The 15,530-nt window shown below is 33.2% G+C and carries 9 protein-coding genes and 1 pseudogene; 7 read left to right on the top strand and 3 right to left on the bottom strand.

What is annotated here, in order from left to right; genetic code table 11:
* The 3 genes and pseudogenes from FOF46_RS32815 to lipB form a co-directional block, all read left to right on the top strand.
* Nucleotides 1–115: pseudogene (locus FOF46_RS32815) on the top strand (IS982 family transposase); the annotation flags it as partial.
* 79 nt (nucleotides 116–194) lie between these two features.
* Nucleotides 195–665, top strand: a complete 471-nt coding sequence (locus tag FOF46_RS28825) for a hypothetical protein (RefSeq protein WP_143918922.1) — start codon at nucleotides 195–197, stop codon at nucleotides 663–665.
* 55 nt (nucleotides 666–720) lie between these two features.
* Nucleotides 721–1,437 carry a lipoyl(octanoyl) transferase LipB gene (gene lipB, locus FOF46_RS28820; protein WP_109433795.1) on the top strand — a complete coding sequence of 239 codons (717 nt, stop codon included), beginning with the start codon at nucleotides 721–723 and terminating at the stop codon, nucleotides 1,435–1,437.
* Nucleotides 1,438–1,539: 102 nt separating this feature from the next.
* Here lipB and FOF46_RS28815 read toward each other — a convergent pair whose 3' ends face one another.
* The 3 genes from FOF46_RS28815 to FOF46_RS28805 all read right to left on the bottom strand — a co-directional run bounded on the left by FOF46_RS28815 (nucleotide 1,540) and on the right by FOF46_RS28805 (nucleotide 8,666).
* Complete coding sequence (locus tag FOF46_RS28815; protein WP_143918921.1) at nucleotides 1,540–5,196, bottom strand: reprolysin-like metallopeptidase; 3,657 nt, start codon at nucleotides 5,194–5,196, stop codon at nucleotides 1,540–1,542.
* A 248-nt stretch (nucleotides 5,197–5,444) separates the two neighbouring features.
* Nucleotides 5,445–7,913 (bottom strand): hypothetical protein, encoded by a 2,469-nt coding sequence (locus FOF46_RS28810; RefSeq protein WP_143918920.1) that lies wholly within the window; start codon nucleotides 7,911–7,913, stop codon nucleotides 5,445–5,447.
* A 150-nt stretch (nucleotides 7,914–8,063) separates the two neighbouring features.
* Nucleotides 8,064–8,666 carry a ribonuclease HII gene (locus FOF46_RS28805; protein WP_143918919.1) on the bottom strand — a complete coding sequence of 201 codons (603 nt, stop codon included), beginning with the start codon at nucleotides 8,664–8,666 and terminating at the stop codon, nucleotides 8,064–8,066.
* A gap of 224 nt (nucleotides 8,667–8,890) precedes the next feature.
* Between FOF46_RS28805 and FOF46_RS28800 the strand changes: the two genes are divergently transcribed.
* The 4 genes from FOF46_RS28800 (at nucleotide 8,891) to FOF46_RS28785 (ending at nucleotide 14,933) form a co-directional block, all read left to right on the top strand.
* On the top strand, nucleotides 8,891–10,891 hold the full coding sequence (locus FOF46_RS28800) for a putative porin (protein WP_143918918.1): 2,001 nt from the start codon (nucleotides 8,891–8,893) through the stop codon (nucleotides 10,889–10,891).
* A gap of 269 nt (nucleotides 10,892–11,160) precedes the next feature.
* The gene (locus tag FOF46_RS28795; protein WP_143918917.1) at nucleotides 11,161–11,694 is read left to right on the top strand and encodes a hypothetical protein; all 534 of its coding nucleotides are present in this window, start codon (nucleotides 11,161–11,163) and stop codon (nucleotides 11,692–11,694) included.
* A gap of 205 nt (nucleotides 11,695–11,899) precedes the next feature.
* Nucleotides 11,900–12,412, top strand: a complete 513-nt coding sequence (locus tag FOF46_RS28790) for a hypothetical protein (protein ID WP_109433789.1) — start codon at nucleotides 11,900–11,902, stop codon at nucleotides 12,410–12,412.
* 223 nt (nucleotides 12,413–12,635) lie between these two features.
* Nucleotides 12,636–14,933 carry an FdhF/YdeP family oxidoreductase gene (locus tag FOF46_RS28785; RefSeq protein ID WP_143918916.1) on the top strand — a complete coding sequence of 766 codons (2,298 nt, stop codon included), beginning with the start codon at nucleotides 12,636–12,638 and terminating at the stop codon, nucleotides 14,931–14,933.
* Nucleotides 14,934–15,530: the final 597 nt, after the last annotated feature.

Genomic DNA, 15,530 nt, shown 5'->3' with positions numbered 1-15,530 from the left:
TGAGGGATTTAAAAATAGAATCTTATCAAAGATCACAGCAATGACCATTATTCAATATATCAATAGGTTTGAATTCAACAGAAATATAAACAACCTAAAAATTAATATTAACTAAATGCACAACGGGTAAAGATAGTATTTCTAAATTACCAACAGATCAACAAGAAAAACTACACAGATTAAAAGACTTTGAAATGCATATGGTGGTGAACTCTGAGTTAGGGAAGATGAATATGGATATGTATAAAGATTTTGGGGATGTTTCAGAATTAGGAGATGTACTCAGGGATCTTAAAATTGCAATGACAATGAGTGGTAAAGAGTTGGGGGAAAATAATGCTCAGACTCCTGCAGGAATGACAATATCAGAAGATGATGGTACTAGAGTAAAATATAACTTCAAGAATAATAAGTTTAGTAGAATTACTGAGATTATTGATGCCGAGAAGGTGAAAAAAAATGTTGATAGTTTAGAACAAATGAGAATGTTTTTGGCAAGTTCTAAATATAAATTGAAATATAGTTTTCCGAGAAAAATAATAAAAATGTCATCAGACAAAGCTACTTTTAGTCTAGATGCAAAGAGCTTTACTCTCGAAGTTGGATTTATTGAATTTATGGAAAATCCTAAAATACTAGACGTAGAAGTAGAGTTAGAAAAGTAGTCGATTCTCTTTTCACTCTTTTTTATCGTCGTATCTTTGCTTTTCTTTTATAGCTATGAATAAAAAAGTTAAAATACAGGATATCGGAAGCAGAGATTTTAAAGCAACCTGGGAATATCAGGAAAATCTTTTTAAAGGAATTTTAGATATCAAAGTAAAAAACCGAAGAGAAGATGCTGGATTAGATACGCCGAACTACTTCATTTTTGTAGAGCATCCGCATGTATACACTTTAGGTAAAAGCGGAGATATAAGTAACCTACTCTTATCAGAACAGCAGCTTAAAGAAAAAGGAGCTACATTTTATAAAATTAATCGAGGAGGGGATATAACATATCACGGGCCTGGTCAAATCGTAGGATACCCTATTCTTGATCTTGATAATTTCTTTACTGATATTCATAAATACCTTCGTTTTCTTGAAGAAATGGTCATCCTTACGCTAAAAGAATATGACATTAATGCAACTCGCAGTGAAGGGGAAACAGGAGTATGGTTAGATGTAGGAACGCCATTTGCACGTAAGATTTGTGCAATGGGAGTTCGAGCTAGTCGTTGGGTTACCATGCATGGTTTTGCGCTTAATGTGAATGCTGATCTTGGATATTTTGATAATATTATTCCGTGTGGGATAAAAGGTAAAGCAGTTACATCCCTTAATGTTGAACTTGGACAGGAAAAAGTAAACGAAGAAGAAGTAAAAGAAAAACTACTAAAACATTTTGCCATTTTGTTTGAAGCCCAATTCATATCACAAAATACAGAAGTATAGAGAATGTCTCATAACATAGTTTCTATAAAGTAAAAGGTGAAGCTAAAAAAAGCGATGCATTTTTCAATACATCGCTTAATTCGTTTTTTTACTAAACCTATCCTATTCCTGTACAAATTGAATCGATTTGTATTTACCTTCTCCTCCTGGATTGAGCTTTAAGATATATACTCCAGACGGTAATGATTTTGTGTTAATTGTCTTTTTAATTAATGCGCCTCTCATTACAATTTTTCCAAGAACGTTAACAATCTCATATTTTGTATCTTTCTTAGAAACGATAACATTTAATACGCTCTGGTCTCCTACGGGATTAGGAAATACAAAAACTTCTAAAGGATCTGTAGTTGTTGTATTATCAATAGTAACTAGTGTTCTGGCAGAAGGATTACCAATGGTAAATGTAGTTGATTCAGAAGTTCCAAAAGATCCGCCCGAGGCTATTGTTGTTCCTTGTGATGTAAGGGTGTATGAACCACTACCGTAAGCACAACAAATTCCGTCTCCATAACTATCATTAAGTGTAAAAGTATATGTTCCAGGATCTAAGCATTCAGTAATTGTTAGTGTAGAACCATCAGGCTGAGAAGCGTATGTTCCTCCAGAAGCGACAACTTGATTATTACTATCGGTGATTTGCCAACTTGTTTCCTGAGGATAATCGTCAAAATTAAGAGTGATAAGTACGTCAGTACAAGTTGTTTGCCCACCTCCTTCAGTAAGGTTTATATTATCTATTGCCATATCTCCCTGCCATGTGTTACCTGTAATACCATTAAATCTTAATTGTACTGTAGAGCCTAGATATGATGTTAAATCAATATTCTCAGATTGCCATGAGTTTCCTTGATTCCCTGATTTAGACCAAACCGAATTCCAGGTAATACCATTATCAGAACTAGCCTCTAATGTTAAGCTTCCCATACCAGAAGCACCATACATATGATATTGAAATGTAAAGTTTGCTGCTGTAAGAGCGCTCAAATCAAAACAAGGAGAGTTAAGAATAGATCTTTTGTTTGGATAATTAGGAGACGATGACTCCATATATATATAATTTGTTCCTTGCACTGCACTAGAAGGTCCAGTATTTCTTGATGGGGTTCCTCCAGCATTTGTAACCCAATTAAAATCATTTCCTGTCCCTTGTGTCCAAGCTCCTAAGGTGTTTTCGAATCCTTCAGTGTATGGGAATGATGAAATTCCACCTGTACAAGAAGTAGTACCTCCAGATGGCAGTGTAGTAATATTTGTACTATTACTTGCATTGGATTCATTACCTGCAGCATCTTTTGCTTTAACACTAAAACTATATGTTGTATTTGGAGATAATCCTGTGGCTTGATATGATGTTGTAGTTACTGTTGAAATCACAGTAGTTCCTCTATATACGTCATAACCACTAACAGCAATATTATCTGTAGCTGCATTCCAGTTTAGATCAGTAGTGGTTTGTGTAGTGTTAGAAGCAGTTAAATTAGTAGGAGCTGTTGGTGCTTGAGTATCTGGTTGAGAAAGTGTTGTAGCATTGGCTGTAGCACTAAAATCAGATATATTACCTGCTGCATCCTTAGCTTTTATTCTAAAGCTATATGAAGTATTGGCAGTTAGTCCGGTTACTTGATATGAGGTAGTTGACACTGTTGTGATTACAGTATTTCCTTGATATATATCGTATCCTGTAACTCCAACATTATCTGTAGCGGCATTCCAATTAAGATCAACAGAATTTTGTGTGATATTAGAAGTGTTGAGTCCGTCAGGTATTGTTGGAGCTTGAGTATCTCCACCACTACCCGGAGTTATTTCAAAGTTTGCATTAGAAATATCATAAAAAATATGTCCTGATCCTCTAACCATAATTCTGTTTTGCGTTCCTACTGCATTTGGGACCGTAATACTTTGAGAACCATCATTAGCTACAGCAGTAGCAATAGTGATTGGGTATGTGTTTCCACCATCAGTGGATAGTAGGATATCAACATTAGCAGCGTTTACGCCATTGGTTGTTGTTCCTGCTACATTCCATGTCACAGTTTGTGTTGATCCTGAAGCCCAGCTAACATTTGTATTAGGAGTACTTACAACAAATGGCCCGGCAGCGTCAGTAACAGTGATTCGAGTATCATCACTTGCAGTACTACCTCCACCAGAAGCATTATCTCTTACAGTAAGCCTAAAATTCATTGTTCTGCTTACAGAAGGAACAACTTCCCATGTAGATGAAGTTTGTCCGGCAATTACTGTCGATATTGCAGGCATATATCGATCGGGAGAAGATGTAGGATTCAATGATCTAAAAGCTGGCCCACCAGTTGAATTAGCTGATGGGGGCATAGTTGCAGGTTGCGAATCCATTTGCTCCCAACAATATGTAAGACTATTTCCAGTGTTAGAATCTGATCCATTACCTTTTAATACAAATGGTGTTGATGCTGGGATAGTATAGTTTTGTCCTGCATTGGCAGTAGGAGCGGCATTTCCTGTATTACTTTGTGAGCCACATCTACTATTTCCTTGAGAAATATTTTGCCACATTTCCTGGATACTGATAGCATGAAAATACGCATCACTATTATTCTGTACATTTGGAGAACAAATACCGGCGTAGCCCATAATTGTAGAAGCGCTTCCTGGCTCTACAGAAGCATTCGATCTCTGGCAACTATTATTTTGAGTATGATTACCACCATATTGATGCCCCATTTCATGTGCTACATAATCTACATCATATGGATCTCCTATTGGACGTTGACTTCCCGTAATACCTCTAGCTTTAGAATTGGTGCATGGAGATCTAAGTTGTGCTAATCCTCCTCCTCCTGTACTAAAGGCGTGTCCAATATCATAATTATTAAAACCGATAAAATTGTCACAAACGGTTTGACTTTCATTTATTAATGCATTAGCATTGCTGTTACTAAGATTGTCTGTGCTTGCATTTAGAAAGATAATATCTTCATTGTTATTTACGAGTACCATGGTCAAGGCCAAGTCTCTTTCAAAAATACCATTAACTCTGGTCATGGTAGTGTTTATAGCAGAAAGAACAGCTTGTTTTTTTACCTGATCAGAAGCACTTGCAGGTATTCCTTGATTATTGAGATGAAATTGAGAGTATTCTCCGGTACATGCAACAGCAAGCCTAAATGTTCTTAATTTACTGTCATTAGCATTTTTTATACTATTGATTTTTTGGTTAGAGAAATTAGATTTGACATTGTCTTCTACCAAACATTTAAAACTGTTGGGGTTTGAGGGTAAATCTGCTTTAGCATAGCAGATATAATTTTCTTTGTCTTTACTATATGGATCAATATATATAGTGCCATGATTTCCAGAAGTTATCATAGCGTGGAATCCGATTTTTGAAAAACTAAATCTCGCTACAGATGTAGGATCATCTATTCCATAGCCAATAAAGGATCGTATGTTGGGGAACTTTTTAGCAAGACCATCTTCAAAAATGGAAGCTTCAAGGACTCTGAATTTTTTCAATATACCATCTTTAGTAGGAAGTTCCATTATGATATTTGAACTTTTTTGCTGTACTCTGGAAGGTGTGTTTTTAAGAATAGAAGTTAAAGCAGTAGTGTTTAGGTTAAATAGTTGATATTGATTAGGGGTTGTTTTTCTAAGCTCTTGAGATTTGGCTTGTACGGTGCTGGGAGATATGGGGTTCCATAATTGAGCATTAACACTAATATTCACTAATAAAAAAGTGAATATCAGTATTTTGTGTAAAATACTGGATTTCATGATTTAGTTGATTTGTGTTAGTTGATTTGTACAACTCAAAATCTTAAAATTTAGTACTTAGGAGCCCGTTTTTAACGCAACGAGCCTAAAATCTAAATGAAATCTTAACGTAGTGTTAATTTTTGTTAGTAATTGTTTTAAGGTTTTTGACAAAGGAAAGTGTTAGTCAACAGGAAGTAACAAGGATTCTATTAAAGTTAAAAACCGAAGTTTCACCTTCGGTTTTTAGTAATAATTTTAGGTATGATCTAATTTATCTGATAGATCAAAATACTGTTTTCTTCACCTTGCACTACAAACTCCAGATTAGGATCTTTATCCATATTGCCAAGACTTAGTACCGAATTTCCATATACAGGGAAATTAGGAAACAATTCTGCATTACTATCATAGAGATATACTTTTTTTGCTTGTATATCTGTTATAGTTATATAGATCTTGTTATTGATAAAATAGAGTTTAGGTTCGGTATATACTCCAAAATCTAATTCTAGAGTTTTTCCTTTTATGGTTAATTTATTTTCTGAAAATGTTACCAGCGTTTTGTTGGTAGACACCATTCTGTTATCTTCCTGCAAACCTAAATTTTGCTCTACAGCGTTTCCGTCATTTTGTATCTGAATCAGTTTTCCGTTCTTAGTAGTTGAGGTGAATTTATCGAGATATTGATACCATTCATTTTTAGAAAAATCAACTTTCTCCTTTACATTGACTCTTGGTTTACCTAATCGATCAAGAATAGTTAATTTTCCATTCTTTTCAGAAAGTAAGATATAATCTTTTGTTCCAATTCTAATATGCTTCGGTTTCATGATAAGATCCGTTTCGGTATTTTTGAATCCAAACCCTGTGACCACTTCAGCTTCGGCATTAAACATTTTTATCTGATTGCCTTGAGTTATAATAATACGATAGCGTTTGCTTTTGTCGTAATCAAATAAGGCTAGAGGTTGTGTGATTTCATCATCAAACTTTTTAGGGTATGGTTTGACATCTTTACCATCACGATCAACCAGGTATAATGTGTTAGCAGTGTTGAATAGTAATTGATATCTGCCATTTTTAAAAATATCGATTTGCTGAATATCACCAAGGATTTCACCATCAATTTGTTTTTTCCAGAATATAGAACCTTTGTCAGAGATGAGATAAAGATTATTTTGAATATCCTGTACGGCAACATCCATACCTTTTGTTCTATGGTTTTTGACAAGAATAGGCTTGTTAAGAAGATTATGTTCTAAGGATGTAGAGGCCGTTTGTGTAACCGATGTTGCTGCACCTTTAACCATATTCTTTTGCAAGATACTATGGATATGAGCAAAATCATTTTCTTTTATAACCTGTATTAAACCAATCTGATATCCCTTGTCTTTTATCTCTTTTAATTGCGTACTATATTCTTCTTCTGCATTTTCTGAAATGTATTGTTTTATATTTTTGACAGTTCCAGCGATTAGTATTGATGCATGATCAGATAAATCTTTAATAGTATTTTTGTAATAATTTTGATCATGAAGTAATGTTTGATTCAAAATATTAGAAATAACATCTCTAAGAGAATTGATAGAAGAACTAAAAATGACAAAATTTCCGTGAATGGTATAAAATTTAGCCTCAAAATTTTTAACTAAAGGGGTGAGGATTTGAGAAAAAGAAGCACTGTTTTTATAGCTATATATCGTAGTGTTTCTATAAGTCTCTACTCGGTCACCAGCCAAACTCTCTTTAGCAGTTTCTCCATTTAAAGAATTTAAGACTAGTACTTTTTCTTTCTCTAGAAAAATAGTGCCTATTTCGGTAACTCCAGATAATAATTCATCAAGATCTTCAGGAATATCTTCCAATGCCCTGTCCTGAGCCATAGAGAGGTTTTTTTTCAGGATATCAAAATCATCATAAGTAAAAGATACAAAACCTTTTGCAGTCACCGGGGTAACTCTTGAGATTCTGTTTTCTTGTGCTATTGTATTGTCAAAGATGCCAATAGTACTTGATAAAGAATCTTTTTCTATGGCAATACCATCAAGACGTATGGCATTTTGATCTACAGAAGCATCTACAGATATCCAACCACTAAAATTCTGTAGGCTTTCTAAAGTTGCACTCGGAAGAAAAGAGTTGTGAATATTTTGTAATTTCTTACCATTTATAAGTATAGACATAGTATTGTCTGTACTCGAGACTTCATATACTTTTTGTAAATCTTTATCAATAGGAATTGGAGTGGCCTTCATTCGAATTGCATTCTCTATAAATAACTGAGAAGAAGAAGCAATTAACAGGCTATCTTGTCTGGTAGCAAAGAATGGTTGTCCTTTTGATGTAATTTTGTAAATAGTATTTTCAGCATAATCTATAGTCTCAATCGTTTTGGTTTTTAATGAATCTTGATTGATAGCTGCAGGATTAAATTTTGAAATATAAGTATATTCAAAATCATTTTTACCCAGAGGAGAAAAACATAAGAGCCCTTCTGACTGATTAGTTTCATCTAGAATAGAGAGTTTTTTGAAATACTCAAAAAAAGCTATTTGATTGTTGTTTTTAATAAAATTATTATCTCTTAACTTGCTCGTAGCTCCTTCTAAATCATTAATCTTTATAATAACCTGAGCATCTCTGGGAATGTGATCGATTAAAGAATTTGATGTTTTTGAAATATCATCACAAGAAATAGCCATAAAAACTAAAAGAACGACAACTATTCTTTTCATTATATGTGTGAGTTTTGTGTTCCTAAATTCATTGATCAAAATAAAATTTTTTAGTTTTCTGATGTGTTAAATATAAAGTCCAAATTTAATAATTGAAATATAATCCAAATATATTTTAGTTTCCTTATTGTTTAGATCTCAAAGATATAATTATTTGAGATCTAGTGTGAATTGTTCTGGTAATAACCTAAAACTGGTTCTGTGATATTTGGTAATTCCATACTTACGAATTGCATTTCTATGTTCTACCGTAGGATATCCTTTGTTCTTTTTCCAGTTATACATTGGGAATTCCTCATGTATTTTTTCCATAAACTCATCACGATATGTTTTTGCGAGTACCGAGGCAGCTGCAATATTTAAATATTTTCCGTCTCCTTTAATAACGCAAGTATGAGGTATATTATGATATGGTTTAAATCTATTTCCATCTACGATGATATGTTCTGGCTGAGGTTGTAATTGTTCTATAGCCTGTTGCATTGCAAGGATAGAAGCATTTAGAATATTGATCTCATCAATCTTTTCCATAAAAATATGTGTCACACCATAGGTCAAAGCGCAGTCTTCTAATAGCGGTTTTAATTGTTTTCTTTTGGACTCACTAAGTTGTTTGGAGTCATTTAGAATGGTATTGTTAAAATCGTCAGGTAATATAATTGCAGCTGCAGTAACAGGCCCTGCCAGGCACCCGCGTCCGGCTTCATCTGTTCCGCACTCGAGTATATCAGGATTTAGTTTTAAAGTAAGCATAACGCGAAGATACAGTATGAATAGAATACCTAAAAACTATTTTTGGAAATGAATTAATATAAAGTATTTATGAGTAATCAAAATGATTATTAGCGAATTCTGTCTGATACATCAAAACAATAAATGTAAACAGATAAAATTGAAGAAAAAGTTAACTTAAACAAACAATGAGTATGATTTACTTTCGTTAAAAAAGTATATTTTTGCCACAGTTCAGCATTCTAATGAGAAAAAACATACTACTTATATTTTTAGTACTATCAGTTTCAGTGATTTGGGCACAGGATAGGAATCAAGAAGAAGATCCAAATCAAAATTCTAATGGGCTTGAGAGGAAATTCGCACCAAAGAAGGAAAAGGAGAAACCGCCTATAACATCATACAAAATCATTACAATAGATAATGATACCACCTTAGTGGATACTACTTTAACGATACAAAAGGATTATAAATTTAATTACCTTAGAAGAGATGATTTTGGATTGTTACCCATTCATAATATTGGCCAATCTTATAATAGTCTTATAAAACGAGAAGAGAGAGATCATTTATTGCCACTCTTTGGAGCCAGATCAAGACATTTTAATTTTATGGAAGCTGATGATATAAAATATTATCAGGTAGCTACACCACTTACAGAACTATATTTTAATACTACTTTTGAACAAGGACAACAATTAGATGCTTTTTTTACAGTAAATACTTCACCTAGGTTAAATCTTTCTATTGCTTATAAAGGAGTGCGTTCGTTAGGGAAATACCAACATGCGTTAACCAGTACAGGTAATTTTAGGGCAACAGCAAGTTATGTTACAAAGAATGATAGATATAAAGTGCGTACACATTTTGTAACTCAGGATTTACTGAATGAAGAAAATGGAGGATTGTCTGAAGAAGGGCTAGATCAATATTTAGCTCGAGGAGAATTTGTAGGTGAGGAAAGTGAATTTGCAGACCGAGGCTCAATAAGTGTCAATTATGAAGATGCAGAAAATATCCTTCTTGGTAAAAGATTTTACTTAAATCATGAGTATGCAATAATTAAAAAAACAGATAGTACATCTACGGGATTGTCTTTTGGCCATATTTTAGATATTACAGATAAAAGGTTCCGTTTTGATCAGGCTGCAATTGCGCCTAATAACCTCCTAGGAGAGGCATATGTGTCAGGAGCTATTGCAGATAATGTAGCTTTAGAAGATTTTACAAATAATGTGTTTGTTGATTTTACAAACGATTGGTTGGGTAATTTGCGTGTACTGGGAGGAAACTCTAATTACAATTATGGATATAATACGATTTTAAATCAGGTAGATGACGCGAATAATCAAATTAATATTACCAATCGTATAAAAGGAGATATATTCACTGTTGGAGGTGAGTATCATAATACATATAAAGGTTTTCAAATATTTGCAGACGGAAAAACAATTGTATCTCAAAATGCCGAAGGACGTAATAACGAAGGTTTTAAAGGGAACTATTTTAATGCAGGTGCAGGATATGAGCTGAACGAAAAATATGGTATTCAGGCAAAGATAAGCGCTAGTGAGGTTGCTCCAAATTATAACTTTCTTCTTTATCAAAGTGATTATGTAAATTACAACTGGCAAAATGATAATTTTTCTAATATAGAAACGAAGAAAATACAGGTAAATATTAAAGCAAAAAAAATTGCAGAAGTAGAAGGGAGTTTCTCTACGATAGATAACTATACATATTTTGCTAAAAATGCAGATGGGGCAACTATTCCGTTGCAAGCTTCAGAAACTCTTGATATCCTAAAAGTAAAAGTTACTCAAGGGATTAAATTATGGAAACTTGGTCTGGACAATACTGTGATGTATCAGAATGTAGGAGGCGGAAACCAGGTATATAACATCCCAAGGGTCGTTACAAGAAATAGTTTATACTATCAAGATCATTGGTTTAAGAAAAATGCACTTTTCTTGCAGGCAGGAGTCACTTTTAAATATTTCACCAGTTATACAGCAGATGCTTACGATCCTGTTCTGGCAGAATTTTATGTTCAAAATGATCAGGAAATAGGAGATTTCCCACAGGTTGACTTATTCTTTAATGCTAAAGTGAGACAGACGCGCATTTTTTTCAAGGTTGAAAATTTTGGAGAAGCCTTTAGTCAAAATAAAGAGTTTTCTACACCAGGATATGCAACTCGTGATGCTGTACTTCGTTTTGGTATTGTTTGGAATTTCTTTCTTTAATCAATTTTTAATCAAATCATTTTGGCAATACTATTATATTTCCAATTTGGATAAGAATATAGAATACGATAATTTCAGGTTTTGAAATTATACCAATTCTTATATAAAATTACTGAAATACGAAATTGAACTATTTTGATTTTAGGTAAGGAAGAAAATTTATGGATAGCCATAGCTATCGATCAATTTTGTAACACAACATGAGATCTAAAGAGACAATTTATACGGTAACTTCATGTGAGAAATGGTATTAACTAGTATTTAAGATTATGAAGATTAAAAAAATTACTACAATATTTCTTCTTGTTACTATACTTTATTCTTGTGTGAAATTAAAAAAAGAAGATCAAAGCTCTTTGGTTGAAAATGGAATAGAAAAAACCTGGGAAATTTTTTTGACAATAGTTCAGGAAAAAGATAAAGCAGCATTTAAAGAGGTATCAAGTAAAACAATACGGTGTTATTTATGCTTAGAAAATACTTTAGCAGAGCAAAAAGAATTAGATGCTAAAAGAGAGTCAGATCCAGATTGGTATAATCAACTATATGATAAAGATATATATATCCCAATAGATAGATTTATAAATGAAGATTTTGATTTGATTTTTAATCCAGAGTTTGTGTCAATTCTCAAAGAGAAAAAGACAATATTCTATAAAAATGACAATGAAGAAGTAGAATTGTATGAAGTTTTAGTGACTACTACAGAACCCAGTGCTGAGCATGAAGGAGGGCAGCATAGTTTTCAATTTATAAAGAAAAAAGGAGAGTGGAAGTTAAGAGAGATAGGAACAATTCCTTAGAAAATTAAAAGACATTCTATTCATGGTAATGGTATTAAGTAATTCATTATTTAATTTTTAATGTTGCAATGTCTTTTTAAAACTCAGAAATTAACCATCGACTTCTAGGATTTGTTATATTAGTAATGTAATATGTGCTAATATTTAGGTAATTGTATAATTAGTCAATTAAAATACTAATTGTGTTGAAATTAATTTTTGAATTATGATTCTTATTTGGAAAGGACGAGGGATTTTAACGGTTTTGGTTTTAGCCGCTACTTTTTTTATTTTGCTTTTTGCATTGTCAAGTGATTATGCTCAGTATGGCTTTGCTTTGCCTCTAATCGTGTCAGGTTTGTTTAGTATAGTGTTAGGTCATAAATGGAATAGTTCTCCAAAACCTTCTATAGACCCGAAAACTGGAGAACAAATAGTTTTACGAAATCAGCATACTATATTTTGGATGAATATGGAGTATTGGGGATTTCTTTTGCTTATTCTTGGAATTACTTTTTTTACCCAGGAAGCAGTGTTTACATGGTCTATTGGAGGAGGTGTATTGCTGTGCTATATAATTTATAGATTTAAAAAGAAGAAGGAAATGTTGTTGTTTAAAGAAGAGCAAAGCAATATCAAAGAAACCTTACTGCAGAAAAAAGAACCAGAATATAGAAGAAACTATTCCACAGAAGAAGAAAAAGTTAAGGAAGATCCTTCAAGGTTTATGCCTAAATAAATAAAATCAATATAGTTGCAACCTAATTTTCAGGAAACTCTTTCATTAAGGAAGGCTATATACTTTTATAGCCACTACCCTTTGTATAACATATAGCTAAAAATCTAATCCAAAATCGTAATTTAGAGTGTAGAACGCATTCTTATTGATAAGGATTATACATTTTGATGTATCTTTGATAGTGATCAGCATTACCCAATATTGCTGACTTTAAAATATACCAATGAGCACCATCAAAAGGAGAAATATTTCTATACTCGGACCCACAGAATTCACCGGGATTAAACTTAAAGAACCTGCAGAATATGCAGCAGGAATACCAGCAGTCAAAGTCGCTCTTCAACATTCATTCAAAGAGATGGGGGTGGTAAAATCACTGCATACTCTGGCGCATATGAATCAAAAAGACGGATTTGATTGTCCTGGGTGTGCTTGGCCGGATCCAGAAGCACCTTCAAAATTGGGAGAATATTGCGAAAATGGAGCAAAAGCAATTGCAGAAGAAGCAACAAACAAAAGAGTAGATAAAAGTTTCTTTGAAAAATATTCAGTAGAAGAATTATCACATTGGTCAGACTACCAAATTGGTAAAAGTGGAAGGTTAACAGAACCAATGATTCTAAAACCAGGTAGTGTATATTATGAACCCATTTCCTGGGAAGAAGCATATCGATTAATAGCAGATGAATTACATAAACTAGATTCGCCAGACGAAGGTGTATTTTATACTTCGGGTAGATCTAGCAACGAAGCGGCTTTTTTGTATGGACTTTTTATTAGAGCATTCGGAACGAATAATATGCCGGACTGTTCAAATATGTGTCATGAATCAAGTGGAGTAGGCTTGAGTGAAACATTAGGTATAGGAAAAGGATCAGTCAAGCTCGAGGATTTTGATAAGGCAGAAGTAATCCTCGTTATAGGCCAGAATCCAGGGACGAACCACCCCAGAATGTTGTCTGCTTTACAGAAATGTAAAGAAAATAAAGGGAAGGTTGTTAGTATTAATCCATTAGAAGAAGCCGGTCTGATTCGATTTAAAAACCCTCAAGAAATTAAAGGAGTTTTATCTTCAGGAACTAGATTGACAGATATCCATCTCCAGGTAAAAATAAATCAGGATGTTTCTCTTTTAAAACTAATCATTAAAAAACTTAAAGTATTAGATGAAGAAAGAGGTGATGTGTTTGATCATAAATTTATAGACACCTATACTCAGGGATATGAAAACTTGATAAAAGATGTAGAGAAATATTCTGAGGAAGAGCTTTTAGCATTATGCGGAGTAGAAGAAAGTAAAATAGACGAAGTAGTGGAGTTGTTGGCTAATAATAATAAGATTATTATATGTTGGGCTATGGGATTAACGCAACACAAAAATGGTGTTGATAATATAAAAGAATGTGTAAATCTATTATTGCTTAAAGGAAGCTTAGGAAAGCCAGGGGCCGGAACATGTCCGGTAAGAGGGCATAGTAATGTACAAGGAGATAGAACAGTTGGTATTATGCACCATGTTTCACCGACATTAAATACGGCGATAGAAAATACCTTTGGTTTTACGCCTCCAGATAAAGAAGGGTTAGATACGGTACATGCTATAGAGGCTATGTATGAAGGGAGAGCTAAGGTGTTTATTGCGTTAGGAGGTAACTTCTTGTCTGCAGCCGCAGATACAGAATATACTGCAGAAGCGCTTCAGAATTGTGATCTTACAGTGTCTGTAAGTACAAAATTAAATAGAACACATTTAGTCACTGGTAAAACAGGGGTGATACTACCAACACTTGGGCGATCAGAGTTAGATAGTAAAGATGGAAAACCAAGATACTTCACTGTAGAGAATAGTATGGGAAAGGTACATCAATCAAAAGGATTGTTGCAGCCAGCTTCTGGAAGTCTAAAAAGCGAACCCGAAATCATTGGAGGGATTGCAGATGCCTATTTTCATAAAGGACATGTGGTAGATTGGAAAAAATTAAGCGAACATTATGAACTGATCAGGGAGAAAATTGAAGCAGTTCTTAATGGATTTGATGATATAAATAACCGATCCAAAGGGTCTGGGTTTTATCTTCCTAATAATGTAAGAGATTTAGATTTTAGTAAATTACCCAATGGTAAAGCACAATTTAGTGTTTGTACCATGCCAAAACATAAGATTGATGAAAACGAGTTTATATTAATGACTATTCGTTCTCATGATCAGTTTAATACTACAATTTATGGTTTAGATGATCGGTACAGAGGAATATATAATGAAAGAAGAATTGTACTTATGAATGAAGAGGATATGAAAAAGTATGGATTGAAGAAACTTGATATAGTTAATTTGATAAGTAATTATAATGATAAAGAAAGAAAAGCAATTAATTTTTTGGTAATACCTTATAATATTCCTCAAGGAAACTTAGCTTCATATTTTCCAGAAACCAATGTTCTGGTTCCGTATAATCATTTTGCAGATAAAAGTCATACGCCAATAAGTAAATCTATTGTGGTTAAAATAGAAAAGATATAGCCAGTAATTATTTAATAAAGACTCTTTTTTGTTTTTGGCGTCCCCTTCGTTACACTTCGGTCGGGCTATTTGTTTCAATTCCTCGCACTTCGTAAACTCAGGCTGTGGGATTTTACGACTATCCCTCACGCGAGAAGGATAAAAATAAAACGTAAAAATTATAGGGTTATTTAAAGAAAGTAGTAATGTATTTATGTGAGTGAGGATTTTTTTTGCTTCGTAACGTCAATGTTTCTAGAATATTATATTTTTTTTAAAAAATAGTTGATTTTTTTTGTTGTCATAAAGAAAAAGGGTTCTATATTTGCACCCGCAAAACGGGGTATTGTTTTGTTTAGTTCATTGAGATTTGGTTTATTTTTTTAGGGATTTAAGATGTTTTAAATTTTTTTAATAAATTTCTTGATATAATAAAAAAGGGTTGTATGTTTGCGCCCGCTCAGAGCGGTTATGTTTTTGGGATTTTATATTGGATTTGAGGTTTAGAAAAACTTTTCAAAAATAAATTAAAAAAAGCTTTGTAGAATAAAAAAGGGTTGTATATTTGCACCCGCTTACAGAAACAGAGCGAAGTTCATAAGTTTAGAGATAGTACAG

It is taken from the genome of Aquimarina algiphila, assembly GCF_007489275.1.
Taxonomy (GTDB): Bacteria; Bacteroidota; Bacteroidia; order Flavobacteriales; family Flavobacteriaceae; genus Aquimarina; species Aquimarina algiphila.
This window is presented reverse-complemented; position numbering and strand designations above follow the sequence as displayed.

Coding starts and splice junctions, on each gene's coding strand:
- FOF46_RS28795 (WP_143918917.1), top strand. CDS start 11,161: ATGAAGATTAAAAAAATTACTACAATATTTCTTCTTGTTACTATACTT.
- FOF46_RS28800 (WP_143918918.1), top strand. CDS start 8,891: ATGAGAAAAAACATACTACTTATATTTTTAGTACTATCAGTTTCAGTG.
- FOF46_RS28805 (WP_143918919.1), bottom strand. CDS start 8,666: ATGCTTACTTTAAAACTAAATCCTGATATACTCGAGTGCGGAACAGAT.
- lipB (WP_109433795.1), top strand. CDS start 721: ATGAATAAAAAAGTTAAAATACAGGATATCGGAAGCAGAGATTTTAAA.
- FOF46_RS28785 (WP_143918916.1), top strand. CDS start 12,636: ATGAGCACCATCAAAAGGAGAAATATTTCTATACTCGGACCCACAGAA.
- FOF46_RS28790 (WP_109433789.1), top strand. CDS start 11,900: ATGATTCTTATTTGGAAAGGACGAGGGATTTTAACGGTTTTGGTTTTA.
- FOF46_RS28825 (WP_143918922.1), top strand. CDS start 195: ATGCATATGGTGGTGAACTCTGAGTTAGGGAAGATGAATATGGATATG.
- FOF46_RS28810 (WP_143918920.1), bottom strand. CDS start 7,913: ATGAAAAGAATAGTTGTCGTTCTTTTAGTTTTTATGGCTATTTCTTGT.
- FOF46_RS28815 (WP_143918921.1), bottom strand. CDS start 5,196: ATGAAATCCAGTATTTTACACAAAATACTGATATTCACTTTTTTATTA.